Origin of the sequence: Oscillibacter valericigenes (assembly GCF_021531435.1) — a bacterium.
Classification (GTDB): Bacteria; Bacillota; Clostridia; order Oscillospirales; family Oscillospiraceae; genus Oscillibacter; species Oscillibacter valericigenes_B.
The window spans coordinates 1-26,330 of the sequence record NZ_JAFBIS010000007.1; the positions used below are offsets into that span (position 1 = coordinate 1).

The following is a 26,330-nucleotide window of genomic DNA, read 5'->3' on the forward strand; positions in this document are numbered from 1 at the left end:
TAGCAAACAAGTTTTACCGGCGAAAGCACACGGGTTTCATAACCCCGTCGGTGCCTTTCGCAGAAAGGCGGATTATACGAATGAATGTGCTTTATCAGATGATCGGCTTTGGTGCATTAATTACTATGGGACTCAGCTACTGGCAGAAGGACAAGCGCATGATCTTGCTGTGGCAGGTAGTTGCCAATTTGATTTTTGCCATCCATTATGCACTACTTCACGCCCTGTCCGGTGCAGTATGTAGCTTTTTTCAAATTATCGTGTTGATGCTTTTCCTATTACAGGAGCGGTTTCGTTGGAACAAGGTCGCCACGGCGATGCCCATCGCAGCGGTGTTCCTGCTGATTGCTGTGTTAACCTACGAAACGCCAGTGACGCTGTTGCCTATTTTGGCATCGTTGGTGGCTCTGCTGCCCTTCTTCCAGTCCAACAAGCGGGTGATACAGGGCGCGGGCATTGTCAGCGGCCTTTCGTGGCTGGTGTATGTCATTGCGGTGCGCTCCTATTCCGGCATGGTGACGGAGTCCGTGCTGACGGTGATCACAGCGGCATCCCTGATGAAAAAAGAGCCGAAAGGCGGCGCGGAGCAGGAAGACGCCCGGATAATGGGGAGGTAAAAATAATATGTCTCGCAAAAAGATGATATTAAAACTTTTGACTGTCATTGTAGGAACAGTAATTGCTGCATTCGGATTGGATATAGCAATTTATGCCGGTTTTGGTTCCGCAACACTTGCGGTATTATGGCAGGGGATGGCAAAGACAATCCGTATAACCATTGGGCAGGCATCGTTGATCATTGCCGCGGCAATGGTGGTCTTTTGCTGGTTTTATGACAGAAGGCAAATCCATATAGGGACGATACTGTATCAAGTAATCTATAGCTTTTGCATCGATTTATTTGCCCCGTTTTTGCATTATAGCAGCTCAAAACTGGCGAATTTCTTTATAATGATATGCGGACTTGTTATATTCAGTTTTGGTTCAGCGCTTTATTCCCTTGCGGACTTTGGAAAAGGACCCTATGAAGCTTTAACGTTTGCTTTTGTACATAAAAATCAATGGCCCATTCAAAATGTAAGAATCATATTAGATGTGATATGTGTTTTGTTTGGGTGGATTTTAGGAGGTGCTGTTGGAATTTGCACGGTTGCAACAATTATGCTGTCAGGTGCGTTGTTACAGAAGTTTGTAAAAATCCTAAAGCCTGCTATAGACACAATTGTTTTGGGAAAGGCAACCCATTAAGACTGTTTTTGAACTAAAGTTGTACTAAACTTGAACTGTTTTCGAATTGCATCTGTATTCTATATAGGGCATACTGAATGACTGGCTATTTTGAGAAGATCACAAATTATATGTCAGAATTACGGTAAAACAAGCTGAAATCAGCAGAATTGCGAAAAGGGGCGGGATCATTTGCCCATCTGTAAAAATATAGTCTGTAGTCTTTTTCCTAAATAACCGCAATAAAGTTATAACGTTTCTAATCAAAGCAGAGAAAAACCTTTTATTTCTCTTATCCTTATGGTATATTAAATTCGAATTGGGAGGTGCTTACGATATGCCCGAAGTCAGTTTGTTTTATGGAATTCGTATCACAATGTTTTATAGCGACCACAATCCGCCGCACTTCCATGCAGAGTACGCCGGGAACAAAGCATTGGTAGACATTCAGGGTGGTTATGTGATTCGGGGTGCCTTACCTTCCCGTCAGTTGAAATTGATTCTGGCATGGTGCGAGCTGCATCGTGATGAACTCATGCAGAACTGGGAGCTTTCCAAGGATGCCAAGCCCCTCAACCGCATTGCCCCGCTTGCTTGAGAGAAGGGAGCGTGTTTTGATGATCCCCAAAGTCGTTCAGGTTGTTGCGGGAAGCGATTTTACCGTTTATGCCTATTTCCTGGATGGTTCCATTCGTTTGTTGGATGCAAAGCCGTTATTGGAGAAAGGCGGCGTGTTTGCTCCGCTCCAGGATGAGGAAACCTTTCGGAATTGTCTGACTGTATTGAACGATGCTGTTGCCTGGGACCTGGATGGTACCAGAGACCCCTGCACCTGCATCGACCTTGATCCCTGTGAATTGTACGATCATTGTCCGGCTGTCGAAGATCCTCTGCGAGAGACTATTTGAGCGCTTGACCCAAACCGTGACCCAGACTGGAATTGGGGCAGGTAGTAGACAACGGAAACAACGGAGCGGACAGCAAATCATTTTGAGCCAAAAGGGGCGGAAAGGACGGGATAACCCGTTCTTTCCGCCCCCGACGTATCTTCACACGCAGGAGGTCACTGGTTCGAGTCCAGTAGTCTCCACCAATCGGAATCCCTTGTAGTCGTTGCACTGCAAGGGATTCCGACTTTTTATGTCCGTTTTATCTGTCCTCAGTACACGGACAATTTCCCGGCTTGTGTTACGAAATGTTGGGTGATTTTAGGTCTGTAGCTGTATGAAGCTGTACGGCTTTTCAGGCGTAGCGCACCTTGATCTCCACATCCTCGGAAAGCAGCGGGTCCAACTGCCGCAGCTGATTGCGGACCTGGGCCTCGTTCATCTTTGGTGTATAGGTTCCTGCCAGCAGCTTCTCCGATGCGTCGTTCACAGCTGTTGTCACGCCCGAAAACACCTCCGGCACCACATGAGTATAGACGCCCAGTGAACAGCTTGAAAGGGCGAATGTCCTTATAGTCTGAGCTGTAGCTGTACGCGGTGCCATCGCCGCCCTCTCTGGCAAGGTAAAGCGTATCGATGACAATCAGCCGTGTCTCCGGGTGGTCAAAGACAAAGTTTTCAAGCTGCTGGATCAGGTCATTTCCGCTCAGCGTGGTACGAAATGTCAGATGCAGCTTCGTTCCATCCCAGTCTGTGCCGAACATCCGGGCCAGCCGCTCCTGAATACGAGCGTCCGTGTCCTCCAGGGTCAGATACAGCACCTCGGACTGCCGCGTTTCAAAACCCAGGAAGGGCTTTCCCTCCGACACACACCAGCAGAGCATGAGCATCAGAAAGGATTTGCCGATTTTCGGTTGCCCGGACAGGATGAATGTCCCAGCCGGCAGAAAATTTTCCACAACGCTGTGTCTGGGGAGAAACTGCCTGTCCATCAGCTCTCCCGCCGTGATGGTGATCAGGTCATTTTGATTGTCTGTCATTACTCGATCCTCCAAACTTTTCGGCCGACACTCTCTGAAGGCGCAGGCGCGGTTTCACCGCCGGAGAGATATGCTTCCAGCGCTTCGATGGTGACCAGGTACTTCTTCCCTACCCGGACACAGGGGACACGACCGCTTCGCAGCAGCGTGCGGATGGCGGTCTCTGTCAGGCAGGTCTGCGGGTCCTGGCTTTTGAACCAGGCCGCCGCTTCCCGAATTGTTCTTGTGTGCAACATAGATTTCCTCACTTTCTGATTCAAAACTGTGTTCGAAAAAAGAGTCTTTCGTAATAAATAGAGAAAACGGGCTATTTTTTAAGGTCTCCTATGCAAAGAGTTCACATTTTGTTCACAATTTGCGGTGGGGTCTTCAGAAGTGCCCTGCATATCCCTTCATAATAAATGGAGAAAAAGCGGGGCCGATTATACCCGTCTCAGACAAAATATTTTCTTCTTCGAGTGATTTCCCTCCTTCTCCGTTGGTTGGCAAGAGAGATTTACAGGCATAGCCTTCATATGCCCTCATATAAACGGAGAAATAGAGGGGTAAAATGAAACCCCCTTCGGCAAAAAAAATTTACTTTGAGCGATGACCGGTGATCCTCACGTAATAAATGTAGAAAACAGGCCCCTATTGACCACCCATGGAAGCAGAAAAAATACATTCAACGTAGACTTTTGTAAACACAACAATTGCTGTATTTGCATTAGGTCTACGGGTAAACCCTGCTCCAAATAAGGCAGGGAAATAAAACTGCGCTGCCGTCGCTTCTATATTTTCCGGGTCACCGGAACGCACGGATTTTTCCATAGCAAACAGCGCATTGCTCTCATCCTGCCGTCCACACAGCCGCAGGCAAACTGCCTGGTTTCGAATTTTTCCTTTGACGATGGCTTGCCAGAGCCGCTTTTTCAGTGGTTCTCTGGCGGATAGCTGATTTTTGATTACAGAAAGCTCTCTGCTATGCCGCATATACGGCAGCAGGATTCCGCAGGGCATGTGTCTTTCGTCACAAGTAAAAACAGCGCAGCCGCACTGCCCCAAACGGGACAATGCGGCTGTGCTGATAGTAATTTGACGGTTTTCCAACAAAAGTGCAGAGATATCTTCAATGGCTACAGAGTGTTCCGCATCTGTTGTAATGATAAGCTGCTTGTTTCTTGCGGTGATGCGGGCAGGATTTTCAACCACGATATTGCGGAATGCCATGTTCAACCTCTCTTTCTTTTGAACGGCTGTCTGGTTTCCTTATCGATCTTGTGGTATTCGCCGAGAACATCAACGGTGAATTTTTCAACTTTTTCCAGAGTTTTAATGCCCAAGTGAGCCTCGTAAGCACCGTCGTGTGTTTTGAGGGCAATTGCACCGCTTGAAATATTTGCGGCGGTGTAATAGAACATCTGCTCCTTTACAGTCACTTGTGAAAGCAAGGTACTGTCTTTGTTTTTCAGCGCCATATTGATGCCGCTCTTGTGAACGATCTTTATCAAATCGTTTGGATAGAGCGAGAAGATAAAATCTTCATTCCGCATGGCCTTCCATCCCGAATACGGCTTATGTGCCACGCACGCCTTGCACGGCAACTCCGGCTTCAGCGTGTCTGCCACATAAATCGGTACAAAGTAGTATCCGTCATTCTCAACATGGAACACATCGATGCGGATCATGCTGTCATTATCTGCAACGCCCATGCCGTTATGAACAGAAACATTCAGCGTACTCGGTTCGCAGAGCTTTACCTTGTTGACGACCGGCCCCGGCGTTCCGTCACTCTTAGGCTTATGGAAAGGTTCCGTAAACGCTTTCTTTCCGTCACCACCAAACCGTTTCAGCTGAACTTTCAGCGCCTCATACAGCAACCGATCGCTGTGTGGCATATAGTAGTTGGCGATTTCACCGTCTTTGTTCAGTTTCAAATCGGTCAAGGAATGTTTTGCCACCACCAGACCCGCTCCGATCGCCACAGGGCTCTTGATCGTTTCCTTGTGCGCAGCTCCGCTTATCTTACGCTTCGGCGCTCTGGACACGAACAGGGGACGCACTACTGCCTCTGGATTATTGACATAGAAGGAAAGCTGTCGGGTAGTGGCACGAGGATCACTGCTCAGGCGAGCCTCCAATTCCTTGCGGAAGTCCGGCCACGGATAGGGAAATTTAGAGATGACCTCTCCAGTGGCCTCATCCACGGCGATACTGGCTTCTTCCAATGGTGTGTAGCGGCATTCCCGCCACATCGTATATTTGCTGATTTGCTGCATCATCTCTCGCTCCTCCGGCAGATGACCGGGGAGCCGGAGGTCGCTGCGTATCTCGATGAGCTGCTCGGGCAAAACGAAAAGATCCGCCCTGTGATACAGAGCGGAAATGAGATGCTGGATATTATTTTGAATGGTAAGCTGTCTGCCGCCGCGGACGCCGGGATCAACGTTGAGATCGTCCGGATGCAGGCGCCGGAAAAGCTGCCCTTGTCTGACGCGGAGCTGTGTTCCCTGCTGGTGAATATCATGGATAACGCGGTGGCGGCAGCCTCCGCAGCCGGGGTGGAGCAGCCTTATATCCGGCTGGACGCGCATTTGAAAAGCGGCTTCTTCGTGTTTTCCTGCAAAAACTCCGCGGCGCGGGAATGGATGCAGGGAAAGAAAGAACAGGAAACCGGGCCGACGCACGGCTTGGGCCTGAAAATCATCCGGCAGATCTCGGAGCGCTACGGCGACCTGATGGAAACGGAGCGCGGCACGGATGATTACAAGGTCATGCTGGCCATTCCCCTGGATCAGCCCTCCAAATAGCGCATGAGCTGTTTTCGGATCTCAGTCTGGCGGTATTTGCTGATGGGGAGCGTGGCTCCGGATCTCAATTCCAGCTCACAGTACCGGATGGACTGGATAAAGGCCAGATTGACGAGGATGGTCCGGTGGCAGAATACAAATTGCCGCTCCGGGAGCATGGCGGCCAGCTCCGATATTTTCAGGCCGGTTTCTTCCCGGCCGTCTTTGAGGACCAGCCGGACGCCCCGCTCCCACGTTTCCGCGTAAATCAAATCGGACGGAAGGATCCTGCGCTGACCGCTTGCGGTTGGCAGCAGGATCTCTTTTTGCGCGAGCCGCGTCCGGTAGCAGAACATCAGGGCTTCCCGCAGCCGCTCCCGGTCAACAGGCTTGGCGAGATAGCGCGCCGCCTCCACCTCATAGCCCCGCAGGGCCATTTCCAGGTTGGAGGAAATGAAGATGATCGCCGTGTGGTCTCCCTTTTCCCGCAGGGCGGCGGCCAGGGCCATGCCGTCCAGCCCCTCCATCATCACGTCCAGCAGGAGGATCTGAAACCGCCCGCCATGTTGGATGGCGGACAGCAGGTCTGCTCCGCTTTCGTAGGAGGTGACCCGACAGGACAGTCCTTCCTCCGGCATGATCTGATTGACCAGGTCCGCGATCCGCTGACGCTCCAGCGCTTCGTCATCGCAGACTGCGATATGCAGTTGTGGGCGAGCTGTTTCCTGCATCACGGAACCTCCAGAGGATCAATTTCTATTTCACATTATAGCATAAATTCCTCATACCGCAACAGGTGACCATTTCGCTCCTTTACGGTACACTGGTCTTGTTTTAGATGTTTCTTCACAAATTCATCTTACAGCAAAAAGACGAGTAGACAACCCCTTTGCGGATCGCTACTCGTCTTTTTTAGTTTACGTTATTTCGTAATGCCCCTCATTCTCTTTTACCCCAAGGTTTTCAATGTCCGCCCGGCCAGTGCGCAGGCCTGACCGCGGGTGACGTTGGCACTCAGGTTGGCCTTGCCGTCAGCGGTGCCCTTCAGGACGCCGTTCTGGAGCGCCCAGGCCGCGGCCGTCTTCATGTCGTCAGGGATGGCGGAGGCATCCTTGAGCTTGGACAGGCTGCTGGTATCCTCCACAGCAGGCGAGCCTGCCGCATTATACAGCGTGCTCAGCATATCGCCGCGGGTGGCGGACTCATTTCCAGTTTTCAGGCCATTGGCCTGTCCCCAGGCGATACCGCCGCTGTAGTCCTTGACGTCCACGGCGCCGGTGATACGGCCCGCCAAGTTGGAGAGCTGGTTCAGCGTCACGCTGCTATACAGGTCGAACTTCTCCTCGCTCTTGCCCACCATGATCTCACGGGCGCTCAGGGAGCAGACCTCGCTATAGAACACATTGGAGGCGGGTACGTCAGTGAAGCTCTTGGCGTTGTCGATGATCTTGACAGTGGTGGAGCCGGTTATCGTCAGGGCGATGCCGTTCTCCGTCACCATGGAGGTGGAGACGATCTCCTCAGTGCCGTCAGCCTTCACGATGACGGCCACGGTGCCGGGAGTGACGTCCTCCACGGGGATCTCTACTCTGACAAGGCCAGTGCCCTTGGGTACGGTGATATCCACAGCGGGAGCATTCTTGGTGCTGCCGGCAGCGGGGACTTCCACAGGCAAAGTCACGGCCTTGCCGGCCTCGAAGGCTTCCTTGGCGGCGGCGGAGGACACGCTGGACTTGACCTCGGTGATGTTGCCGTTCCTGGCGGTGACCACGGTGCCGGTGGTTCCGTCAGCGGTTTTGGTAGTTTCGGTGACGGTGCCGTTCTTCTTGGTCTCCACGGTAGTGACGCTGCCGTCGGTGTTCTTGGTGGTCTCCGTCACAGTGCCGGTGATCCGATCGATCACGGTCGTGGTGGTGGAGCCGTCGTTGTTTTTCACTGTGGTCGTGGTGGAACTGCTTTCATCACCGGAAGACGTGTCGAATTGGTCGGGAAGATCAACGATCAGAGGGTAACTCTTGAAAGACTCTCCGGCGACTGCCTTTTTGTAGATCCGAAGGGTTTTGCCGAGAGTTACAGTGTCGCCGTTTAAAATGGTTTTTGGGTGCGTCGTGATACCAGTTCTGTTATATTCCACCACTTCATAGATGCTGTCGTCGAAAGTGATCTTCTCGCTGCTGAAGTTGATGACAAACGCAGAACTGTCAGGCGCGGCGGGCCGGTCGGGGAGCGGAAGCTCCGCTGGCTTACTCTCGAAAGACTGTCCTTCGACTGCTCTTGTGCAAACATAGTAGGTTTCACCGGGGTAGAACGCCTTGCCGCTGATAACGGTTTGTTCTTCCCCAAAAATTTTGCGGTACACTCGATAGGTGGCGTCATCGTACGAAAGCTTCTCGTTGACATAGTCGATGGTGTAAGCAACACCGGCGGGCGCGGCGGGCCGGTCAGGAATTTTGTTCGCCATTGCCGGGCTGGCGGGAGTATCGCCGTTGGCGGCCTTGCGGATATAGATATTCTTGCCGAGGAAAAGAAGGGCGTCGTTTGCGACAAGAACGCCGAAGTTTGTCCAGCTCGCTTCATAGCCGTCTTCCAGCGTGATCCTCTGACGGGCATAGTCAATGCTGAAGCCCTCGCCGGGTTCGGGCGCGTTTTCGGAGGTTTTTTGGGTGACGCCTTCTTCGTTGGGGGCAGACGGTTGATAGAAACCGTTGCCCGCGTACCGGGCGTAGAAGGTGTACGCGGTCTGCGTCTCCAAGCCGCTGAAGGTGAGGCTGGTCTGCCATGTGGTGCCGCCGTCCTTGCTGTATTCCGCGCCGGGGATGGATTTGAGCGTAATGCTGTTTGAACTTACGGAGGCGATCTCCGGCGCGCTGGGGGGCCCCGCGTAGGTCAGCTTCTTCTCCTCCGGCGTAATGGAGCCGGAGCCGGTCAGGGTGCCATAATTGATTAGAGTACCATCCTCCAGATTCATTTCGCAGTTTGTGGCGTTCAAGGCAAGGGTGCCGTAATTGGTTAGCGTACCATGCACATAAATATCGTTAACATCGTCTTGAACGGTCAGGGTTTTGCCCTTGGGAATGGTCAGGCTGGCGTTTTCATGGATTGAGAGAACGCCGAAGCCGCTGGTGAGGGTGCGGTCCTCGGTCAGGGTGACGTTGCCGTAAACCACGCCTAAAACAACGCCCTGGGTCAGGGTCTTGGACGTGCTGGTTGTTCCCGTCCAGCCCACCCATGCGTTGCCGTTGACCGTGAGTGTGCCGGTCCCCTTGGCCTCCCCGGTGAGATCCCTTCCGCCGCCGATAGCATCCGCTTTATCGCTGCCAGCGGTAGCGGTGACGGTGCCGCCGGTAATGGTGACGTTGCCGCCAAGGCCGTGGCCCACGATGCCGTATTGATTTGAGCCGCCGCCGATGCCGGCCCCACCCTCGCCGCCGGTAGCGGTGACCTTGCCGCCAGAAATGTTGACGGTGCCGCCATTTCCGCCAACGGACTCCTTGGCGTAGCCGCCGCCGATGCCGGGCGAGCCGAAGCCGCCGATGGCGGTGATCGTGCCGCTCTCAATGTTGACAGTGCCGCAGTTGCTCTTCATATGACCGCCGATGCCGGCGCCGGATCTAATATTGGGTTCGCTATAGCCCTGCGCAGTCAGGCTGCCGTTGCCCCGGATGGTCAGGGTGTGGCCCTCTCCAACCTCAATGCCGCCGCAGGCTATGCCGCCCCCGAGGTAGTTGGTGCCCTCAAGGGTCAGAGTCACGTTTGCTTTGCCGGTAGTTTCACTTCCCAGGAGAACCATGGCCTGATAGCCGTCCGTATCAGAAAGTCCCCTAGGCTCATGATTGTTAATGGTCAAATTTTTGATCCGGATCTTCACGGGCAGGCCTGTTTCGACCTTCAGGCTTTTGCCAATATAATTTGTGGCACTGGAAATAACGAACGAGCCGGTGACGGTGATCTCCTGGGAGGGGTCAAAGTCCGGCGTGGTCTTTCCGTCGCCGTATGCGACCTTGACCGTGCCTGCCGCGTCGCCGTCCAGGATCCGGATGGTGCCCTCCGCAATGTCAAAGACATAGTTATCGGGGACGACTACTACGGGCGCGTTTACGGTGAAGCTCACGACGAAGGTCTTAGCATCCACAGAGGCTCCGCCAACGGTCACGGTTGCCGTGTAGGTACCGGCAGGCAGGCCGCTGTTGGGAACCACGGTGAAGCTGTCGGTGCCGCCGGGGGCAATGCTATTGATGCTGGTCTTACTTACGGTAAATGCGTCCGGGTTGGCGCCGGAAAGTGCCACGCTCAAAGCGCCGGTGGCGCCAGTGCCGGTATTGCTCACTGTGACGGTCCTGGACGTCTGAGCGCCGTAGCCCACATCAGCGGGGTCAAAGGTATGGGTACCGCTCACATCCAGGCCGATGCTGTAGGTCAGAGCCACATCGCCGCCGTTGGAAGTCCAGTGGGCGTAAATCGTGGTGTTTGCGTTGAACACGGTGTCGGTGGTGACCTGTGTGCCGCCCCCATCTGCCGTATACCAGCCGTCAAAGGTGTAGTTTTCACGGCTCGCTGTGGGCAGCGAGGCCAGCTTGCCATTCGCATCGGTGGTCAAAGTGGAAGCCTCCACCGTGCCGCCGTTGGCGTTCAGGGTAATGGTGTAGGTGGGCGCTGTGTCCCGGATCTCCACATACGTGTCTGCGACATTGTAGGTATAAGGCCCGGTGGTGGAAGCTGTGAACGAGGCAGAATCCGCGGTGCGCCACCAATAGGTGGTGGGCAGGGTCGGCGCGGTGCTCAGCGCACTCCCTCCAGGAACCTGGGCAGTCACATGACCTCCAGAGATAGCGATGCTGTCGGCATAGATGCCGTAGCTTGCGCCATCACCACTCATCTCCTGGCTACCGACGGTGACGGTGCCGCCGTTGATGGTCAGGCTACTGACTTTGATGCCGAAGCAGCCGCCGTTGACGATCAGCTGGCCGGTGCCCCCGCTCTGGCCGTAGATGGTCAGGTTTCCCACGCCCTGGATGCTGCCGTTGACGGTCAGGGTGCAGCCGTCCGCCAGGATCAGGTAGACGCTGCCGGAGATGGCGATGTCGCCGGAGATGGTGACGCTGCCCTGTACCACATACCAGTCATTTGACCATGTGGTGCTGCCGCTGGTCACTTCCGTGGCGCTGCGGGTCTGTGTTTTGCCTTCCACGTCCAGATAGGACACGCTGTCTGCCGCCAGCGCCGCCGTGGGCAGCAGCCCTGCCAACAGGCAGGCGGTCAGCAGGATGCTCAATAACCGTTTTTTCATGTTTTCATCCCTCCTTTTGGATCGCTTTCGGGTTGTATTTCGCAACAAAGAGTTCCAGGCTTTCTTTCAGCACTTCTATCTGGGATCTCAGATAAAACTCGTCCTCAAACAACGCGTAATGTACGCACGCCCGGATCAGAATGAAAATCAGCGGCGTCAGCTTTTGATAGGGGATCCCCAGCTTGTCCTCCAGGCTTTTTGCGTACTCGGTATAACGCTGATCGACGCCTTTAAAGAACTTCTGACCGTATTCCCTGTATTTCGGGTGGGTATAGACCTGATACATCAGTCTGTACTTCTTGCCGTGTTTTTCCGCCGTCCAGTATGGGATCTCGTCAATGAATCGCCATAAGTTCTCAACATCGGTCGGGGCTTTCGCCATGAACTCCTGCTCCACCTTGCTCATACAGTATTCGGTGGATTGAATGATGAGGTCGTCCAGATCCTTGAAATATGTATAAATCATCGATGTGTTATATCCGCAGTGCTTCGCCAGGGTGCGAATACCGGTGCCGTGCAAGCCCAACTCGGCAAAGCCGTTAAAGCACGTTTCCATCAACTCAGCCTTTTTCGCATTCCATTGTGCTTCTGTGTAATTCGCCATCCGATCGCCCCTTTCATTTAAATCGTTCGTGTCAAATCAAATATAGCACATCCATGCGGAAAAATCAACGGGTCTCACGGTATCCGCCGGAATCTTAGCAACAGTCCGTCAGCGGTTTCTGCTTTGTCTGTAATTGGGTGGCCTCATTCCTGTTCCGGGTGGAACAGAATAGGGCAGCACCGGGCAAGATTTTCCCGCCCAGCACTGCTCTTTTACTCGTTTTGAAATCATTCTTCTCTCTTTTGCCCTAAGTGCTGCCGGTTTTCAGCATCGTAGATTTTGCCAACCGTGTCTGTTGCGGATTAGTTCATAGCATGATATGATGAACTCAAGAAATCGAAATTTGGAGTGGTAAACTATGAAACTATTTGATTGGGGTGGCAGAGAATAAAGATATGCTTCTTTGATGAAAGGGACTACAAATTCAAGGAAACCGATCATAAATCAGAGGAGGGGTCGTCATGGTAACGATCAACGAGCGCAGGTTGCTGGATAGAATCGGCAAATTGGGACAGATTGGAAAAGACTTGGATGGCAAAAGAACCCGCCTTGCAGCGGATGATGCGGAAAAACTTGGGAGAGATGCCGTTGTCGCCTGGATGCGTGAGGCAGGCCTCCGTGTTGAGACTGATTACATCGGCAACATCTTCGGCATTTGGGAAACAGAGGAGAACAAAGGCCAGGAGCCCGTTATGACGGGGTCCCATATCGACACCGTGATCAACGCAGGACAGTATGACGGCTGCTATGGCGTGCTGGCGGGTATCGAGGTGATCCAGTCCCTCAAAGAAGCGGGTGTTAAGACCGCACGGCCAATGGCGGTGGCCGCTTTCACCAATGAGGAAGGTGTCCGCTATTCGCCGGACATGATGGGTTCTCTGGTTTACGCGGGTGGAATGTCCGCCGCTGATGCCTGTGCTTCCGTGGGTATCGACGGAACCGTGCTGGGCGAGGAGTTAAAGCGGATCGGCTATGCCGGAACTGTCGAGCCGGGCTTCTTAAAGCCCCACGCCTTTGTAGAACTCCACATTGAACAGGGACCGATTCTGGACGCAGAAGGTTACGACATCGGTGCTGTGGAGAATCTGCAAGGTATCTCCTGGCAGCAGATCACCATTGAGGGCGCTCAAAACCACGCCGGTACTACGCCCATCTCCTACCGGCACGATGCCGGCGTTGCGGCGGCAAAGGTCATCACTTTTATGCGTGAACGGTGCCTGAAGTCCAATGGAAAAACTGTCTCTACGACGGGATGTATTGCATTTGAACCCAATGCCGTCAATGTGATTCCATCCAAAGCTGTCTTCACCGTGGATGTTCGGAATCCTGATGAAGCTGCTCTGCAGGCGGAGGAAAAAGCCCTGGCGGACTATCTTGTGGAGCTTGAAAAAACAGACGGCGTGAAGATTACCACAGAACGCCTGTCCAGATTCAAGCCGGTCCTGTTCGACGAAGGCATTGTAAAACTGGTGGAAAAGTATGCGGGAGAGCGAAACCTCAGGTGCCGCAGAATGACATCCGGCGCAGGGCAGGACGCTCAAAATATGGCATTGCTTTGCCCCACGGCAATGATTTTTTCTCCCAGTGTCAAAGGTATCAGTCATAATCCCAAAGAATACGCAAAAGACGAGGATTTGATCCGCTGCGCACGGGTCTTTATGGATGTTATGAGTGATCTGGCAGGTGCGAATACCTGAGAACGGATGGTGTAACACATGGAATTTGGTAAGCAGCTGCAGGAATGGCGGCATTATCTGCATCAGCATCCCGAAACGGCTTTTGAAGAAAAAGAAACCGCAAGCTTTGTTGCGAAGAAACTGCGTGAATTTGGCGTCGATGTGGTGGAAGGCGTTGGCGGTACCGGCGTAGTGGGAACCTTGAAGTGCGGCGACGGAAAGAAGGCCATCGGTATTCGAGCCGACATGGACGCCTTGCATGTGACGGAATGCGGTGTGCACGACCATGTTTCGCAAAATAAGGGGAAGATGCACGGCTGCGGACATGATGGACATACGGTATCGCTTCTCGGCGCAGCGAAGCTGCTGTCTGAACGCAGGAATTTTGACGGTACAGTCCGATTCATTTTCCAGCCAGCCGAGGAGCCCGGTAAAGGGGCGCAGGCGATGATCGACGATGGCCTGTTTGAGCGCTTCCCGATGGACGAGATCTATGGACTCCACAATGCGCCGTTCCTTCCCGCGGGTGTCGTCCATACAAAAGTTGGCGGGGTTGCCAGCAGCGAAGATGATTTTACGATTTGTATTACCGGAAAGGGAGGGCACGCATCCAGCCCTCACGAGGGGGTAGATCCGCTGGCCTGTTTCGCTGAAATCTATTTGGCGTTGCAAACGATCGTCTCCCGCAACGCGAGATCCACCCATCCAGTTGTCATTTCCTGTACGGAGATCATCACAGATGGTGCGCACAATGCGATCCCCACCCATGTTGAAATACGGGGAGATGCAAGAACAACAACGCCGGAAGATCAGCTGTTGGTAGAGGAAAGAATGCGGGCAATTGTGGAAGGCGTCTGCGGCATGAACGGCGCACAGTACGAATTCCGCTATACCCACGAGTTCTATCCCGCTGTAAACGCTGACACATGTGTAACGGCAGCTGTTAAGGCGGCGGCCACGGTGGTCGGGGCAGAACGGGTGAACGGAGCCTGCGAGCCCTGGATGGCTTCAGAGGATTTTGCAGCCTTCGCCCGACATGTGCCTGCCTGCTTCCTGCTGTTGGGCAGCGGTAAAAATGACGCCGCTAATGTGCCGCTTCACAATAATACCTTCGACTATAACGATTCAGTCCTGGAAACAGGGGCAAAAATCTGGGCTGAGCTTGTGGCGCAACGTCTGCCACGGCAATAGTCCGTTGACGAAATACCAGTATGAAAAGTGAGGGATTTTTGATATAGTTTTCATGAAAGCTGCAAAATAATCCTTAAAAAAGGAAACGATACAATGGAAATCAAACAGCTCAAATACTTTTTGGAAATTGCACAGGCAGGGAGTTTCTCCCGTGCAGCGGAAAAGCTGTCAGTATCCCAACCTGCCCTGTCAGTTGCTATGAAAAAGTTGGAAGAAGAACTTGGCGTACAGCTTTTTTATACATTTGACAGGCGTCAGAAATTGACAGATGAAGGCTCTTGCCTGTTGACCGGTGCCAAGCGGCTTCTGGATGTTTATCAAGAGACTATTGAAAATGTTACTGCCATTAGCCGGGCTGAAAAGGGTTCTTTTGTGTTGGGTCTTTCTCCACTGTTTGGTTTCTGCTTCTTCGGAGACCTGATCCCCAATTTTTCGAGAGACTTTCCTAATATTCAAATTCATATCATTGAGGACGGCGCAAATCGAATCGATGACGCTGTTGCTAATGGGGATGTGGATTTAGCGGTTACACTGATCACAGACCGTACTCCCTCCTTTGATAGTTGTCATTTTACAACGCAGCGGAATGTCGCACTGCTGCACAAAAGCCACCCGTTAGCGAATGCCCAGACAATTACCGTTGCGGAGCTAAAAAATGATGCATTTGCGATTTTTAATCAGGATTTTATTCTGAATCGCCAAATCATGTCCGCTTGTCGCGTCGCTGGATTTCAACCCAAAATTGCGCTGCTGAGTTCACAGTGGGATTTCATGGCAGAGCTCGTATCCCGGAACCGGGCAGTCTCTATTTTGCCGAAGCCTGTTCTGGACAAGCATCCTACGCCGAATGTATGTTGTGTTCCTCTGACCGACAGCATGAAGTACTGGGACATTGTACTTGCATGGAACAAGCAGAAATATATGCCAAAAGCGTGCAGGCTGTTCCTGGAATATGTCAAAAGCAATCTGCCGCCGGATGACCTCTGGCCGGAAGACATGTAGTTTGAGAGAGCCGTGATCGGCTCTCTCTTTTCGATATAATATAAATTATATTTATTGTTTTCATTATAAATAATAATTGATTTGTATATTATTGATAATGAAGCAAAATCCGATTCATGTATTCGCATGATTTACAGTTATCGTGTTCGCTTGTATAATATAGCCACAATCCAACGTGAAAAACGCGAAAAAGGAGCGCGATGACTATGAAAACTGCTTTGATCACCGGCGGTGCATCCGGCATTGGCAAAGCCTGTGTTATCCGGATGGCGCAGGAAGGCTACGGCGTGGTCGTGGCAGACGTAAACATGCCCGCTGCCGAAGCGCTGGCAGAGGAACTGACGGCCAAAGGCCTGGCCGCTATCGCTGTCCACATGGATGTCTCCAGTGAGGAGGAGGTCGAGTCCGGCTTCGACAAAATGATGGAGACCTATGGTTCTTGTGATCTGGTCATGTCCAATGCTGGTATCCAGATCGTCCATCCTTTTGATGAGTATCCGTTCTCTGACTGGAAAAAGATGATGGCCATTCACGCTGACGGTGCTTTTCTGGTGGCCCGCGCCGCCTTCCGCCGCATGAAAGCCAGCGGCAAGGGCGGCCGTATCGTGTTCACTGGCTCCGTCCAGTCTTTCGTGGGGTCCAAACTGAAGGAGCCCTACAACTTTGCCAAGCACGGTGTGGCCGGCATCGCCAAAGCCATCGCCCGCGAGGGAGCTGAGTATGGCATCTATACGTATACGATTTGCCCCAGCTTCATCAAGACGCCGCTGGTGGAGAAACAAATTCCCGAACAGGCCCGTGATCTGGGTATCACCGAGGAAGAAGTCGTAAAGAATATTATGCTGCGAGACACCGTGGATGGCCAGTTTACTACTGTGGAGGACGTTGCAAATACGCTGGCATTCCTCGCCAATGACCAGGGCGCTCTCACAGGTCAGTCTCTGCGCCTAACCCACGGCTGGGCAATGATGTGAGGACTGATATGGAAAAAATCGCCGTTTATGGGGCCGGGACGATCGGTTCCTGTGAGGCCACCCTCATTATTGGAAACAGCTTGCCCTGTACGGTTATCGGTCATTCTGAGGCAGGGTTGGAGCGCTGCAAAAAAGCGATCGCTCAGAACTGGGATGACCTGATCGCCCATGGGCTTGCTGCGGAATCCAACAAAACAAATGCCATGGCAATGCTGAAGGTCACAAATGACCCTGCCGCTTTGGAAGGACATACTTTCGTCTTTGAAGCAGTAGCAGAAGGAGCCGCAGAGAAACAGGAGGTTTACGAAGCCATTGCCCAATACGCAGCGGAGGATGCCGTAGTTGCTTCCTGTTCCTCATCTATGGATGCAGAGATCCTGGCCGGGCTATCTCCTAAACCGGGTAATCTTTTGATCGCCCATCCTTTCCAGCCCGTACACATGCTTCCGTTGGTGGAGGTCGTCCGCCACGAAAAGACCGCTCAGTCTGCAATTGATCGTTCTCTCTCTTTGTTGAAAACGCTCCATCGTCAAGTGGTCGTTCTGAACCGCAGTGTACCCGGTCTTTTGGTAAACCGCTTCGCGCAGGCGCTGTTCCGGGAGTCCATTTATCTCATCGAGCAGGGTATCACCAGCGCCGCCGACATAGACCGGGCAGTAAAATATGCAGTAGGTATGCGGTATGCCTCCATTGGCCTGCTGGAATATTTTGATGCTGTGGGTTTTGGATTGGAAAGTACCATCGCCGGGAATGTCTATCCCGACCTGTGTGACACCAAGGAACTGCAAAAAACCGTTTTGGATGGCCTTGCCTCTGGTCAAACCGGGCAAGCTGCCGGCAAAGGTCTATACGACTGGAGTCAAAAGGACAGCGATGATTTCCGCCTCCGCAAGCAGAGCCCTTATTTTGCTGGCGTCAAAGAATGGACAATGCCATGATCGGAAGCGAAGGTCCATAGCACATGCGTATTTTCGGAAGCGTCGTATCCCTTGCTCTTTAATCGCATTCGCCTTCCGTGGAAAAACCCCTTTGTGGGCCACACCGATTTGTGCCATTCTGGTTGCTTTCACTGGCAGAGTCGATCTACTGCCCACCTATTCTGAAACGCAGCATCGCGGTATGCCCGCTGGCAGGATTTTTCTTTATGTCTGCAGCGTCTGGAATCTCTCCGGAGGTCTTCCACTGTGTTGCCGCGATCGCTTGCGGTGGTCTCCACATCAGGCGGGGCCGGGGCTTTGACGGTCCGACGCATCTTCACACGCAGGAGAGCACTGGTTTGCGTCCGGCAGTCTCCGACAAATCCTTGGAAACCACGTGTTTCCAAGGATTTGTCTGTTCTCCCGGCGAAAAACGCTTCATTTAACTTGCCAAGATGCTCCGCAGCTTACTACTTAACAAGGCCCATTCCGGGGGAGTTCATCGAATAAATACAGCGCCGGTTTACCATGCCGGAAGCACGGTGTATATGACGCCTGAATCGACGCGAGTTTCCGCGAGAAAATCACTATTCCATGAAAAGTGTGATGCCTGTTAAAGCCCAAAATAGGTTGTATTTATCCTACTAATAGCGTATGATGAAAAAAAGGAGCAGATGGCATGACGATCAATACCGACAATTTAGTTTCTATCACAGAAGCGAACCGGAACTTTTCACAAGTTGCCAGAATGGTAGATAAGCGTGGCTCTGTGGTTATTTTGAAAAACAATGTCCCCAAGTACCTGATTATCAAATTTGATCAGGCAGAGGCTATGCAAGATGCTTCAGGCGAAAACACCTTGCAAATATCACAGAAGCTGATCGCAAAAAACCGTGAAGCATATAAGGAACTGGCGAAATGAAGATGCTGACTGCCCGCCAATCGCAAGTTGGTGCTGCAATGAGGTAGGGCAGTTGAGGGCAAAAGAGCAATTCCATATGTTTCGCCAGCTGAATTCAGATGTGTTTCTGTTGATGTCGGCGGATATGGAATTGTTCGGAGCGATGCGCTCGGCCTCTCAAGTGATGGGCTATGGAAAAATGGCCGGTAATGGAGCGACCAGTTGCGAAGTGCTTCCGCCTGCGCGGAAAACTTCTGGTGAAAATATGGATATAGCAAACCAGGATACGTAATACCAGGATCTGCCTGAAGGCTGCCCGGAGAACGCCGGCCAACAGAAATGCATCTTTCCTCAAAAAAGCCTGCGCTGCCGAAAAAACGGCAGCGCAGGCTTTCTTGAATTCGGATCGATCGTGATTATTCCAAGTACAGTCTGGGCTTGTCCGGCCAGATCATGCGTGCGAGAGCATCCTTAACATCTCCGAGATAATATATCGGAGACGCCTTACAAATTTTCATTATTTTCTTCATTTTATGATAGTTTGGAGATTTCATGTCCAGTCTGAAACCGCCCGTCCGCATCATAATGCGGTATTCCAGCTCGTAGGCAAGCACAACGGTAAATGGCGTAAATTTGCCCGGTTCAAAGTTTTTAAGTGTCTCGAACCGTTCCCTGCGCTCCCGCTCATCGGCAACACAGTTCCACATTGAGCAATGACTGTCATATCTGCAGGTCTCGCAAACAAGTTGGTTGATTTGCTGGTCGATCAGTTCCTCGTCTGTGGGGACCATATAAGCATCGATTTTCCTGACCATGGCAGGCGCTCGAAGGCCGTAGTCGATCAGCTTCCCATTGCCCCTGCGCATATAACGGTAAATCTCCGCGGAAAACCACAGGCAGTCACCGGGCTGGAATCCGGCAAATCCGTCCTGGTCCATCCAGACATGATCTTCCTTGCCGTAAAAGCCGGTACCGTCACTGTATATGCCGTCAACCATGATGCGTTTGAAAATCACTTTGCCTTTGACGGGGTCAAACCTGTCGATCTTTCCCTTGAAGTCCGTACAGGCATCGCCGCAGTAGAAGCACATCTCAAAATAATTGCGGCTTTTGCTGCAGGAGCGCATCTGCACATCAAGGTACTCATCATAGGATCTGAACTCCCCATGTGCAACCTTGTGGATGCTGTCCGGGCTGCATTGCCGTGTAATAATACCTGATAGCCCGTTGCTTTTGCTCTGCAGAGCTTGTCTTGGCACGGACTGTTTTTTGGGGGGTCTCCGGCAAATCGTGAGGTTGTCCGATTTGTTTATAGAACAAATGTTTGACTTGTGCGTTGTAAAGGGGTATAATGGTTCAGAAAGGTGAAAACCCGAAGCAAGTCCTATGGGCGTCCCGGCATGAGATGCCTGGCCCGCAGTGAGCCGGCAGGTCCGTTTCGCGTATTGCCGGATGAGCGGGGGCGCAGGAATTTGCCTCCGTCCGCTGTCGGTCTGACTCTGGAGGCCGGTGTATGGGAGGCATTTCAGGACCTCTGTCAGAGGCTTGGGCTCACGCCGGCGGACTGCTTCAGCGCATGGGCGCGCTTCATGGTCCAGCCGGAGGCGTATCAAGCCGTGAAAGAATGGATGGGAAAGGAGAACGAATATGGGAACATTTTTGGACTGCGTCGGTAAGCCGCATATCCCGGAAGACCGGCGGGAAGAATTCCAGCAGCGCATGCTCCGTCTGTTCCGGGAGGGCGGAATGATGTGCTGGGAAAAGGTGGAGATGTTTGGAAAAAAGAACTCCCTTCTGTATTTTCCGGAGCCAGACGAGAATGGCCACCTCTGGTTTAACTATAACTATTTTGAGGATGACTGCTGGGAGGACGCCGGAATGCACGATGGCAGCATTTTCAGTAATAAGGTCGGCTGGCAGCATTTCTGCAGGGTCATGTCCGCCGCTTATGTCCTGGAGGAGCGCAGCTCCGATACCCCCTGCTTCGCGGATCTCCGGGACCCTGATATTCCCCACTGGTTTACGTTAGGCTGGCTGAAATATCTCTTCGGTGAAGAACTGCCGCTGGAAAGTCCTTCTATCTGGGATACGTATGTGTTTCTGAAAAACGCCGGCGAGTATGAGCAGTATGGCGGCAGCTGGGACGACATTCTGGAGCGGAACATCAGGTCCAATTGGGACGAGCTGGACTTTTTGGCAGTCAAAACCGTGGAGCATGGCACGGAGGAAGTCCTGCGGGAACTTGAAGCAGAGGAAGCGGAAAACGGCTCGGAAAGAGAGGAAGAAAGAGAGGAAGATGGTTCCCTCCCGCTGAGTGTATGCTACGCCGGGTTTCTGGCGTACGTTAAAAAAGTCCCGGAACAGCTCACGGGAACGGAAGATGAGCAGCTCCAGCTGATTATGAAATATCTGGCAGAGCCCGACAAAGACACGCTCATCGCAAGGGCAAAAGATGAGCATGAGCCGGAGAACCTCAGAGATCTTCCGCTCATGCAAGCCTATTTTCCCCGGCAGATCGTTGTGAAAACGCTGGCGGAAATCTATCACCGGGATTTCTGGGACTTGTGGGAGCAGGCAAAGGAAGGCTACGCCTGTCATTTTTATCAAAAAATGGTGAAGGAGGAACAAAAGCCTGTCCAGCCGATCCCAACGGACGTCTACCTCCATCTCACTCCCGAAGAAAAACTGTTCTGTTTGTCCCCTGAAGAAATGGAAACGCTGTCCCAGGGAACCAGAATATGGCTGGAAGTGCTGCAGATTCGTTTTAACAAGGCCCTCCATGCGCCGAAGCCCTGGTCTGACGGTCTCTCCTTCCAGCGCTCTATGATAGAAACACTGTCCGCGGTACGGGCCCGCGACACCAGGGTCCGGGCCTTCCGGGACATGTTTTATGAATTTCTGGCCAACTGGGATCAGCCCGCATATCAAGCCATGTGGAAGCTTTTTGAGGAGATAGCCGCGAAGGAAGAGACCGAGTCTTCCCGCCTGCGGCAGTACCTCGCTTTGCTGTTCAATCGTCCGCTGCGGAAAGCGGTATTCGGCGTCTGAAAGGAGCCGCAGATGAGCCCCAGGAAAACAGATGAATGCAATGAACCTTCGGCCAACCCGGAGCAGCCTGTCTTCCGCATCCCGAAATGCTGGGAGGAGCACGATCCTCCTCCCGGCTATTTCGACCCGGTGGACCCGTGCAGCGACCCGCCGTCACTGGTCCTTGACCACCGCGGACTTTGGGACTATGCGAAATCCGTGCGGAAGCAGATCACCGATCTGACTTATGAGGAAGTCTCCCCGTTCCTCAGGGAGCGGCAGGATGAGGCTCAAGTTCCGAAGGAATCCGCCGGGGAACAGCACCGGTGATGGCCGGCATATCCCTCTTGTTCCCGAAGCCCGCAATTTATCAAATGATGCCTTTGTGATGGAAATTGTGAGCGGATAACGCATCAAGAGGTTTTTGTGCTGTCAAGTTTGAAAGAGCGCGAAAATAATGAAGCAAGTGTTGTGGGGGGCGGCATGAGATGACCGGTCCGCAGGGAGCCGGCAGATCCGTTTCGCGTATTGCCGGATGAGCGGCGGGAGCAGGAATGTGCCTTCGTCCGCTGTCGAACGGACTCTGGAGGCCCCGTGTACGGGAGGCATTTCAGGATCTCTGTCAAAGGCTTGAGCTCACGCCGGCGGACTGTTTCAGCGCATGGGCGCGCTTCATGGTCCAGCCGGAGGCGTATCGAGCTGTGAACGAATGGATGGGAAAGGAGAACGAATATGGGAACGTTTTTGGGCTGCGTCGGTAAGCCGCATATCCCGGAAGACCGGCAGGAAGAATTCCAGCAGCGCATGCTCCGCCTGTTCCGGGAGGGCGGCATGATGTGCGATGAAAGTGCGGAAATGTTCGGCAAAAAAATTACCCTTCTGTATGCCCCGGAGCTGCGCGAGGATGGCCGCCTCTGGTTTAACTATAACTATTTTGAGAATGACTGCTGGGAGGACGCCGGAATCGACACGGACCATATTTTCAGCAATAAGGTCGGTCGGAGCCATTTCTGCATGGTCATGGCCGCAGCTCGTGTTCTGGAGGAGCGCAGCTCGGATACGCCCTGCTTTGCGGATCTCCGGGACCCTGATATTCCCCACCGCTATCCGCTGGGCTGGCTGAAATACCTCTTCGGTGAAGAGCTGCCGCTGGAAAATCCCTCTCTCTGGGATACTTATGTGCTTTTGAAGGCTGGCGGCAAGTATGACCGATACAGCGGCAGCTGGGACGATATTCTGGCGCGGAACGCCGGATCTTTTGTGGATCAGATGGACATACTGGCGATCAAAACCGTGGAGCACGGCACAGAGGAAGTCCTGCGGGAAATCGAAAACGATGATTCTGAAAAAAAATCGTCTGAAGGGGCTGACGATTTACCCACACTGGGTGCGTCCTATGCCGCGCTTCTGGCGTGCGTTAAAAACATTTCGAAACAGCTCCCAGGTTCAAAAGAGGAGCAGCTCCAGAAGACCATGAAATATCTGGCGGAGCCTGACAGCGACACGCTCACTGCAATGAAAGAAGACGAGAGCGAGCCAAAGGATCTCAGACAGCTTCCGTTTAAGTCTCTTTTTCTGCCGCGACAAATCATTGTGAAAGCGTTGGCGGAGCTCTACGACCGGGATTTCTGGGAATTGTGGGAGCAGGCGAAGGAAGGCGATGTCTATCATTCTTATCAGGAAATAGCAAAACTATGTCGAAAGCCCATCGTGCCGTTCCCAACGGACGTCTACCTTGATCTCACTCCCGACAGAAAATTATTCTGTTTGCCTCCCGAAGAAATGGAAACGCTGTCCCCGGAAACCAGGGCGTGGCTGGAAGATCTGAAGGTCCGTTTTAACGAGGCTCTCCATGCGCCGAAGCCCTGGTCTGACGGGACCTCCTTCCAGCGTTCCATGCTGGAAACGCTGTCCGGCGTGCAATCTCGAAATGCCAAGGTCTGGGCCTTCCGGGACATGTTCTATGAATTCCTGGTCAACTGGGATCAGCCCGCATACCAAGCCATGTGGAAGCTTTTTGAGGAGATGGCCGCGAAGGAAGAGACCGAGTCTTCCCGCCTGCGGCAGTACCTCGCTTTGCTGTTCAACCGTCCGCTGCGGAAAGCGGTATTCGGCGTCTGAAAAGCGCCGCAGATATGAAATCCGGCGTGGGTTTGATAATCATTTCCGCATTTTTCAAAAAAATAGTGTAGTAAGAAACACCGCACTAAGCTTCATCCACACCGGACAGCACGCCGGATCGTTCTGCCGTCAAAACAGCGCGAAACCGCTTCGACGCAATGTTTTCAAACAAAATATCCCGAATATCTTCCATACGCCCCTCCTTTTGTTCGTTATTATCGGACGACGTTCTTTAATTTGGAAAAAGATGGTTTCCCGTTTCTTTCATTATTGATGAACGGAGTTCTTAAAACTTACCATTATAGAGCCATACTACCGGGGGCTTTTCAGCCCCGGTAGCCCAGTCTGGCAGACAGCTCTTTTGTACGGAGCAGCAGCTCCCTTTTCACTTCCGCCACGTCAACATCCTTGATGCGGCCATAGGGAAAAGAAAGGCTGATGGCCAATTCCGGCTCACCGTCCTTCTGCAGGACCGGCGCCGCGATGCAGCACAAGCCATCCTCGATCTCCTCTTTGTCCATTGCGATGCCGGTACTGCGGATCTCAGACAGTTCCCGGATAAGTTCCTGTTTGGTAGTGATGGTGTTTGGGGTCAGTTTCTTTAGCGGGAAAGTCAGGTACTGGTCCACGTAGGACTCCGGCAGATATGCCAGCATGGCTTTTCCCACGCCTGTGCAGTGCATGGGGGCTCTTTTTCCAACATTGGAGGCACTGATCAAAGAGGTTCCCGCATCCAGCTTGTCAATATAAATGACTTCGCCTTCACTGTGGGTCGCAATATGCACCGTGGCCGGATACTTTTCCGCAAGCGGCATGCAGAGCTCCTTTGCCTCATTCCGCACATCAATGCGGGACAGGACCAAATTCCCCATCTCAAACAAGGTGATCCCCAGGCGATACTTCTTATTGCTCTCCACCTGCTCCAGATAGCCGTATCGAGTCAATGTGTTCACCAGGCCAAATACCGTGCTCTTGTTCAGATCCATTTCTGCCGCAATTTCGGAAATTCCCATTTCAGGTGTGTACAAAAAGCACTTTAATATCTCCGCAGCACGGGCAACAGACTGCACTTGCACACCGGTCTTTTTCTTCTCCATTCTCACGACCCCTTTTGTATATGCTCTTCTAAATCTTCATGCCTCGGGATGGTCAAGTTCTTCCCGCAGCATACGAACAGCTTCATCCAGATACCTCTGCATCGGCTGCAAAGGCCCGATCGCAAGGCGGATCCTGCACCGCTGCGAGGGAAGCAGTATTTTCAGAGCATCACTCTCTCCCACAGCAGCCGCCATGGCAGGCGTCACTTCACCCAGCAATGCGTTTGCCGACAGCACTGCCACGGGCCCCATAATGATCTCCACCCGTCCCGCATTATAAACGATGGCGTTTTCGCCGGTGGCTCCGTCATTCGCGCCCGCTTTCATCATAGCGGCCGTAGCCTGCGCATTGGTTCCCAGCGCACGAATGTGAATATCCGGAAACTCCGCCCTGACCCGCTCCACCAGGGCTCTGCCAACTCCGCCGCCCTGACCATCGATCACCGCGACCTTCATGGGATGCCTCATCTTTCTCCGCGCCTTTCCCGGCAAACTTCACCTTTATATTACATATCATAAAGGATCCTGCATATTATTTCCAACATCATTATCATAATGATTCAACAGTTTTCTGTCAACAGTTTTCGTAAATGTCAAATAAAGTTTGTTAATATCAAACAACCTTGTGATTCCCTTTTTATATATTGCAACGATTGACTTTTATAGACCCTTTTCACTATAATAAACGTACACAGTCAGAAGACTGTTGCGAAGCCAGAAGGCTCCCAATGAACATTCCAGCGCCCCCTTCCGCACACGTATTAGATCGCGGACCATTATGACAGAAGTCGTCGCAGATGTCTGAAGACATACCTATTGGGTATGTCTTTTTTTGTTGAGAGGAGCAAACATGGAACTGAAAGATTTTTTTGAACAAAACCCAAGCGGTGCATTGGCCTTTTCCGGCGGAGTGGACTCGTCCCTGCTGGTCTGGGCGTCCGCGCAATACGGAAAAGATTGGCGCGCCTACTATGTCCATTCCGCCTTCCAGCCCGCTTTTGAGCTGGAGGACGCCAAACGGATCGCTGCCCAGTGCGGCATGCCCCTTACCGTTATTGAAGGAGACATTCTTCAGTATCCGGAGGTGACCGCCAATCCCCCTGACCGCTGCTATTACTGCAAGCGCCGCATCTTCTCCGGTATCCTCCAGAGAGCCGCAGAAGATGGATACCGGCTGGTCATCGACGGGACCAACGCCTCCGATGACGCAGGGGACCGTCCCGGCATGAAGGCCCTGCGGGAACTGGAGGTCCGCTCGCCCCTGCGGGAGTGCGGTCTGACCAAGTCCGACGTTCGTGCGCTGTGCCGGGAGGCCGGCCTGTTCGTCTGGAACAAGCCCTCCTATGCCTGCCTCGCCACCCGCATCCCCGCCGGGACTCCCATCACGGAGGAAGCCCTGCGGAAGGTGGAGCAGGGAGAGGGCCTTCTCGCCTCCCTGGGCCTCCGGGATTTCCGCATCAGGCTCCGAGGAGACGCGGCAGTCATCCAGGTAACGGACGCCCAGCAGGACGATGCCTGGGCAATGCGCCATGAGATCCGCTCTGCGCTGGCCCCCATCTTCCCGTTGGTGTCTCTGGACCTGACGGCCCGGAAAAACAGCGACTGAAAGGA

At 52.8% G+C, this 26,330-nt stretch carries 26 protein-coding genes; 16 read left to right on the forward strand and 10 right to left on the reverse strand.

Annotated elements, in window-relative coordinates; all coding sequences use genetic code 11:
- From JQM68_RS05255 to JQM68_RS05270, 4 genes are all read left to right on the forward strand, one after another.
- The coding region (locus JQM68_RS05255; protein WP_235221939.1) for a YgjV family protein at positions 1-617 on the forward strand (617 nt) is incomplete at its 5' end.
- Between the two features lie 7 nt (positions 618-624).
- A complete protein-coding gene (locus JQM68_RS05260) occupies positions 625-1,248 on the forward strand; it encodes a YczE/YyaS/YitT family protein (RefSeq protein ID WP_235221940.1) in 624 nt (207 codons plus the stop codon).
- Positions 1,249-1,564: 316 nt separating this feature from the next.
- Positions 1,565-1,825, forward strand: a complete 261-nt coding sequence (locus tag JQM68_RS05265) for a DUF4160 domain-containing protein (protein ID WP_235221941.1) — start codon at positions 1,565-1,567, stop codon at positions 1,823-1,825.
- A 19-nt stretch (positions 1,826-1,844) separates the two neighbouring features.
- Complete coding sequence (locus tag JQM68_RS05270) at positions 1,845-2,135, forward strand: DUF2442 domain-containing protein (RefSeq protein ID WP_235221942.1); 291 nt, start codon at positions 1,845-1,847, stop codon at positions 2,133-2,135.
- A 251-nt stretch (positions 2,136-2,386) separates the two neighbouring features.
- Here the strand turns inward: JQM68_RS05270 and JQM68_RS05275 are convergent, their stop codons facing one another.
- The 4 genes from JQM68_RS05275 to JQM68_RS05290 all read right to left on the reverse strand — a co-directional run bounded on the left by JQM68_RS05275 (position 2,387) and on the right by JQM68_RS05290 (position 5,415).
- The gene (locus JQM68_RS05275; protein WP_235221944.1) at positions 2,387-3,154 is read right to left on the reverse strand and encodes an AAA family ATPase; all 768 of its coding nucleotides are present in this window, start codon (positions 3,152-3,154) and stop codon (positions 2,387-2,389) included.
- Positions 3,154-3,390 (reverse strand): helix-turn-helix domain-containing protein, encoded by a 237-nt coding sequence (locus JQM68_RS05280; protein ID WP_235221945.1) that lies wholly within the window; start codon positions 3,388-3,390, stop codon positions 3,154-3,156. The genes JQM68_RS05275 and JQM68_RS05280 overlap by 1 nt, the downstream gene beginning before the upstream one ends.
- A gap of 394 nt (positions 3,391-3,784) precedes the next feature.
- Complete coding sequence (gene cas1 / locus JQM68_RS05285) at positions 3,785-4,363, reverse strand: type II CRISPR-associated endonuclease Cas1 (RefSeq protein WP_235221946.1); 579 nt, start codon at positions 4,361-4,363, stop codon at positions 3,785-3,787.
- 2 nt (positions 4,364-4,365) lie between these two features.
- On the reverse strand, positions 4,366-5,415 hold the full coding sequence (locus JQM68_RS05290; protein WP_235221947.1) for a hypothetical protein: 1,050 nt from the start codon (positions 5,413-5,415) through the stop codon (positions 4,366-4,368).
- A gap of 87 nt (positions 5,416-5,502) precedes the next feature.
- Here JQM68_RS05290 and JQM68_RS05295 point away from each other — a divergent pair, with 87 nt between their 5' ends.
- Positions 5,503-5,943: a GHKL domain-containing protein gene (locus tag JQM68_RS05295; RefSeq protein ID WP_235221948.1), complete on the forward strand. Its 441-nt coding sequence runs from the start codon at positions 5,503-5,505 to the stop codon at positions 5,941-5,943.
- Here JQM68_RS05295 and JQM68_RS05300 read toward each other — a convergent pair.
- The 3 genes from JQM68_RS05300 to JQM68_RS05310 form a co-directional block, all read right to left on the reverse strand.
- Positions 5,928-6,653 carry a LytR/AlgR family response regulator transcription factor gene (locus JQM68_RS05300; RefSeq protein ID WP_235221949.1) on the reverse strand — a complete coding sequence of 242 codons (726 nt, stop codon included), beginning with the start codon at positions 6,651-6,653 and terminating at the stop codon, positions 5,928-5,930. The genes JQM68_RS05295 and JQM68_RS05300 overlap by 16 nt on opposite strands.
- Before the next feature lie 218 nt (positions 6,654-6,871).
- Positions 6,872-11,209, reverse strand: a complete 4,338-nt coding sequence (locus JQM68_RS05305; protein ID WP_235221950.1) for an InlB B-repeat-containing protein — start codon at positions 11,207-11,209, stop codon at positions 6,872-6,874.
- Positions 11,210-11,213: 4 nt separating this feature from the next.
- Positions 11,214-11,813, reverse strand: a complete 600-nt coding sequence (locus JQM68_RS05310) for a TetR/AcrR family transcriptional regulator (RefSeq protein ID WP_235221951.1) — start codon at positions 11,811-11,813, stop codon at positions 11,214-11,216.
- Between the two features lie 461 nt (positions 11,814-12,274).
- Here JQM68_RS05310 and JQM68_RS05315 point away from each other — a divergent pair, with 461 nt between their 5' ends.
- The 7 genes from JQM68_RS05315 to JQM68_RS05345 all read left to right on the forward strand — a co-directional run bounded on the left by JQM68_RS05315 (position 12,275) and on the right by JQM68_RS05345 (position 18,766).
- Complete coding sequence (locus tag JQM68_RS05315) at positions 12,275-13,510, forward strand: Zn-dependent hydrolase (RefSeq protein WP_235221952.1); 1,236 nt, start codon at positions 12,275-12,277, stop codon at positions 13,508-13,510.
- Between the two features lie 18 nt (positions 13,511-13,528).
- Positions 13,529-14,680 carry an amidohydrolase gene (locus tag JQM68_RS05320; protein ID WP_235221953.1) on the forward strand — a complete coding sequence of 384 codons (1,152 nt, stop codon included), beginning with the start codon at positions 13,529-13,531 and terminating at the stop codon, positions 14,678-14,680.
- Positions 14,681-14,773: 93 nt separating this feature from the next.
- A complete protein-coding gene (locus JQM68_RS05325; RefSeq protein ID WP_235221955.1) occupies positions 14,774-15,682 on the forward strand; it encodes a LysR family transcriptional regulator in 909 nt (302 codons plus the stop codon).
- Between the two features lie 206 nt (positions 15,683-15,888).
- Positions 15,889-16,656, forward strand: coding sequence for a 3-hydroxybutyrate dehydrogenase (locus JQM68_RS05330; RefSeq protein ID WP_235221956.1), 768 nt, complete (start codon positions 15,889-15,891; stop codon positions 16,654-16,656).
- Between the two features lie 8 nt (positions 16,657-16,664).
- Positions 16,665-17,594 carry a 3-hydroxyacyl-CoA dehydrogenase family protein gene (locus tag JQM68_RS05335; RefSeq protein WP_235221957.1) on the forward strand — a complete coding sequence of 310 codons (930 nt, stop codon included), beginning with the start codon at positions 16,665-16,667 and terminating at the stop codon, positions 17,592-17,594.
- 658 nt (positions 17,595-18,252) lie between these two features.
- Positions 18,253-18,495 (forward strand): type II toxin-antitoxin system Phd/YefM family antitoxin, encoded by a 243-nt coding sequence (locus tag JQM68_RS05340; protein ID WP_235221958.1) that lies wholly within the window; start codon positions 18,253-18,255, stop codon positions 18,493-18,495.
- A 76-nt stretch (positions 18,496-18,571) separates the two neighbouring features.
- Entirely contained in the window at positions 18,572-18,766 is a 195-nt protein-coding gene (locus tag JQM68_RS05345; RefSeq protein WP_235221959.1) for a hypothetical protein, read from the forward strand.
- Between the two features lie 124 nt (positions 18,767-18,890).
- On the opposite strand, the gene JQM68_RS05350 is transcribed toward JQM68_RS05345, so the two are convergent.
- Positions 18,891-19,607 carry a hypothetical protein gene (locus JQM68_RS05350; protein ID WP_235221960.1) on the reverse strand — a complete coding sequence of 239 codons (717 nt, stop codon included), beginning with the start codon at positions 19,605-19,607 and terminating at the stop codon, positions 18,891-18,893.
- 514 nt (positions 19,608-20,121) lie between these two features.
- Here JQM68_RS05350 and JQM68_RS05355 point away from each other — a divergent pair.
- The 3 genes from JQM68_RS05355 (at position 20,122) to JQM68_RS05365 (ending at position 23,622) form a co-directional block, all read left to right on the forward strand.
- Entirely contained in the window at positions 20,122-21,522 is a 1,401-nt protein-coding gene (locus JQM68_RS05355; RefSeq protein WP_235221961.1) for a hypothetical protein, read from the forward strand.
- A 12-nt stretch (positions 21,523-21,534) separates the two neighbouring features.
- Positions 21,535-21,831, forward strand: coding sequence for a hypothetical protein (locus tag JQM68_RS05360; protein WP_235221962.1), 297 nt, complete (start codon positions 21,535-21,537; stop codon positions 21,829-21,831).
- 402 nt (positions 21,832-22,233) lie between these two features.
- Positions 22,234-23,622: a hypothetical protein gene (locus JQM68_RS05365; RefSeq protein WP_235221963.1), complete on the forward strand. Its 1,389-nt coding sequence runs from the start codon at positions 22,234-22,236 to the stop codon at positions 23,620-23,622.
- Positions 23,623-23,948: 326 nt separating this feature from the next.
- Here the strand turns inward: JQM68_RS05365 and JQM68_RS05370 are convergent, their stop codons facing one another.
- Positions 23,949-24,719 (reverse strand): IclR family transcriptional regulator, encoded by a 771-nt coding sequence (locus JQM68_RS05370; RefSeq protein ID WP_235221964.1) that lies wholly within the window; start codon positions 24,717-24,719, stop codon positions 23,949-23,951.
- Between the two features lie 36 nt (positions 24,720-24,755).
- Entirely contained in the window at positions 24,756-25,187 is a 432-nt protein-coding gene (locus JQM68_RS05375) for a DUF3842 family protein (RefSeq protein WP_459558687.1), read from the reverse strand.
- 382 nt (positions 25,188-25,569) lie between these two features.
- Between JQM68_RS05375 and larE the strand changes: the two genes are divergently transcribed.
- Positions 25,570-26,325, forward strand: a complete 756-nt coding sequence (larE, locus tag JQM68_RS05380) for an ATP-dependent sacrificial sulfur transferase LarE (protein ID WP_235221965.1) — start codon at positions 25,570-25,572, stop codon at positions 26,323-26,325.
- The last annotated feature ends 5 nt before the right edge of the window (positions 26,326-26,330 follow it).

Coding starts and splice junctions, on each gene's coding strand:
- JQM68_RS05310 (WP_235221951.1), bottom strand. CDS start 11,813: ATGGCGAATTACACAGAAGCACAATGGAATGCGAAAAAGGCTGAGTTG.
- JQM68_RS05325 (WP_235221955.1), top strand. CDS start 14,774: ATGGAAATCAAACAGCTCAAATACTTTTTGGAAATTGCACAGGCAGGG.
- JQM68_RS05370 (WP_235221964.1), bottom strand. CDS start 24,719: ATGGAGAAGAAAAAGACCGGTGTGCAAGTGCAGTCTGTTGCCCGTGCT.
- JQM68_RS05300 (WP_235221949.1), bottom strand. CDS start 6,653: ATGCAGGAAACAGCTCGCCCACAACTGCATATCGCAGTCTGCGATGAC.
- JQM68_RS05270 (WP_235221942.1), top strand. CDS start 1,845: ATGATCCCCAAAGTCGTTCAGGTTGTTGCGGGAAGCGATTTTACCGTT.
- JQM68_RS05280 (WP_235221945.1), bottom strand. CDS start 3,390: ATGTTGCACACAAGAACAATTCGGGAAGCGGCGGCCTGGTTCAAAAGC.
- JQM68_RS05265 (WP_235221941.1), top strand. CDS start 1,565: ATGCCCGAAGTCAGTTTGTTTTATGGAATTCGTATCACAATGTTTTAT.
- JQM68_RS05305 (WP_235221950.1), bottom strand. CDS start 11,209: ATGAAAAAACGGTTATTGAGCATCCTGCTGACCGCCTGCCTGTTGGCA.
- larE (WP_235221965.1), top strand. CDS start 25,570: ATGGAACTGAAAGATTTTTTTGAACAAAACCCAAGCGGTGCATTGGCC.
- JQM68_RS05355 (WP_235221961.1), top strand. CDS start 20,122: ATGGGAACATTTTTGGACTGCGTCGGTAAGCCGCATATCCCGGAAGAC.
- JQM68_RS05275 (WP_235221944.1), bottom strand. CDS start 3,154: ATGACAGACAATCAAAATGACCTGATCACCATCACGGCGGGAGAGCTG.
- JQM68_RS05290 (WP_235221947.1), bottom strand. CDS start 5,415: ATGATGCAGCAAATCAGCAAATATACGATGTGGCGGGAATGCCGCTAC.
- JQM68_RS05345 (WP_235221959.1), top strand. CDS start 18,572: ATGTTTCGCCAGCTGAATTCAGATGTGTTTCTGTTGATGTCGGCGGAT.
- JQM68_RS05375 (WP_459558687.1), bottom strand. CDS start 25,187: ATGAGGCATCCCATGAAGGTCGCGGTGATCGATGGTCAGGGCGGCGGA.
- JQM68_RS05335 (WP_235221957.1), top strand. CDS start 16,665: ATGGAAAAAATCGCCGTTTATGGGGCCGGGACGATCGGTTCCTGTGAG.
- cas1 (WP_235221946.1), bottom strand. CDS start 4,363: ATGGCATTCCGCAATATCGTGGTTGAAAATCCTGCCCGCATCACCGCA.
- JQM68_RS05340 (WP_235221958.1), top strand. CDS start 18,253: ATGACGATCAATACCGACAATTTAGTTTCTATCACAGAAGCGAACCGG.
- JQM68_RS05365 (WP_235221963.1), top strand. CDS start 22,234: ATGGGAACGTTTTTGGGCTGCGTCGGTAAGCCGCATATCCCGGAAGAC.
- JQM68_RS05360 (WP_235221962.1), top strand. CDS start 21,535: ATGAGCCCCAGGAAAACAGATGAATGCAATGAACCTTCGGCCAACCCG.
- JQM68_RS05330 (WP_235221956.1), top strand. CDS start 15,889: ATGAAAACTGCTTTGATCACCGGCGGTGCATCCGGCATTGGCAAAGCC.
- JQM68_RS05315 (WP_235221952.1), top strand. CDS start 12,275: ATGGTAACGATCAACGAGCGCAGGTTGCTGGATAGAATCGGCAAATTG.
- JQM68_RS05320 (WP_235221953.1), top strand. CDS start 13,529: ATGGAATTTGGTAAGCAGCTGCAGGAATGGCGGCATTATCTGCATCAG.
- JQM68_RS05260 (WP_235221940.1), top strand. CDS start 625: ATGTCTCGCAAAAAGATGATATTAAAACTTTTGACTGTCATTGTAGGA.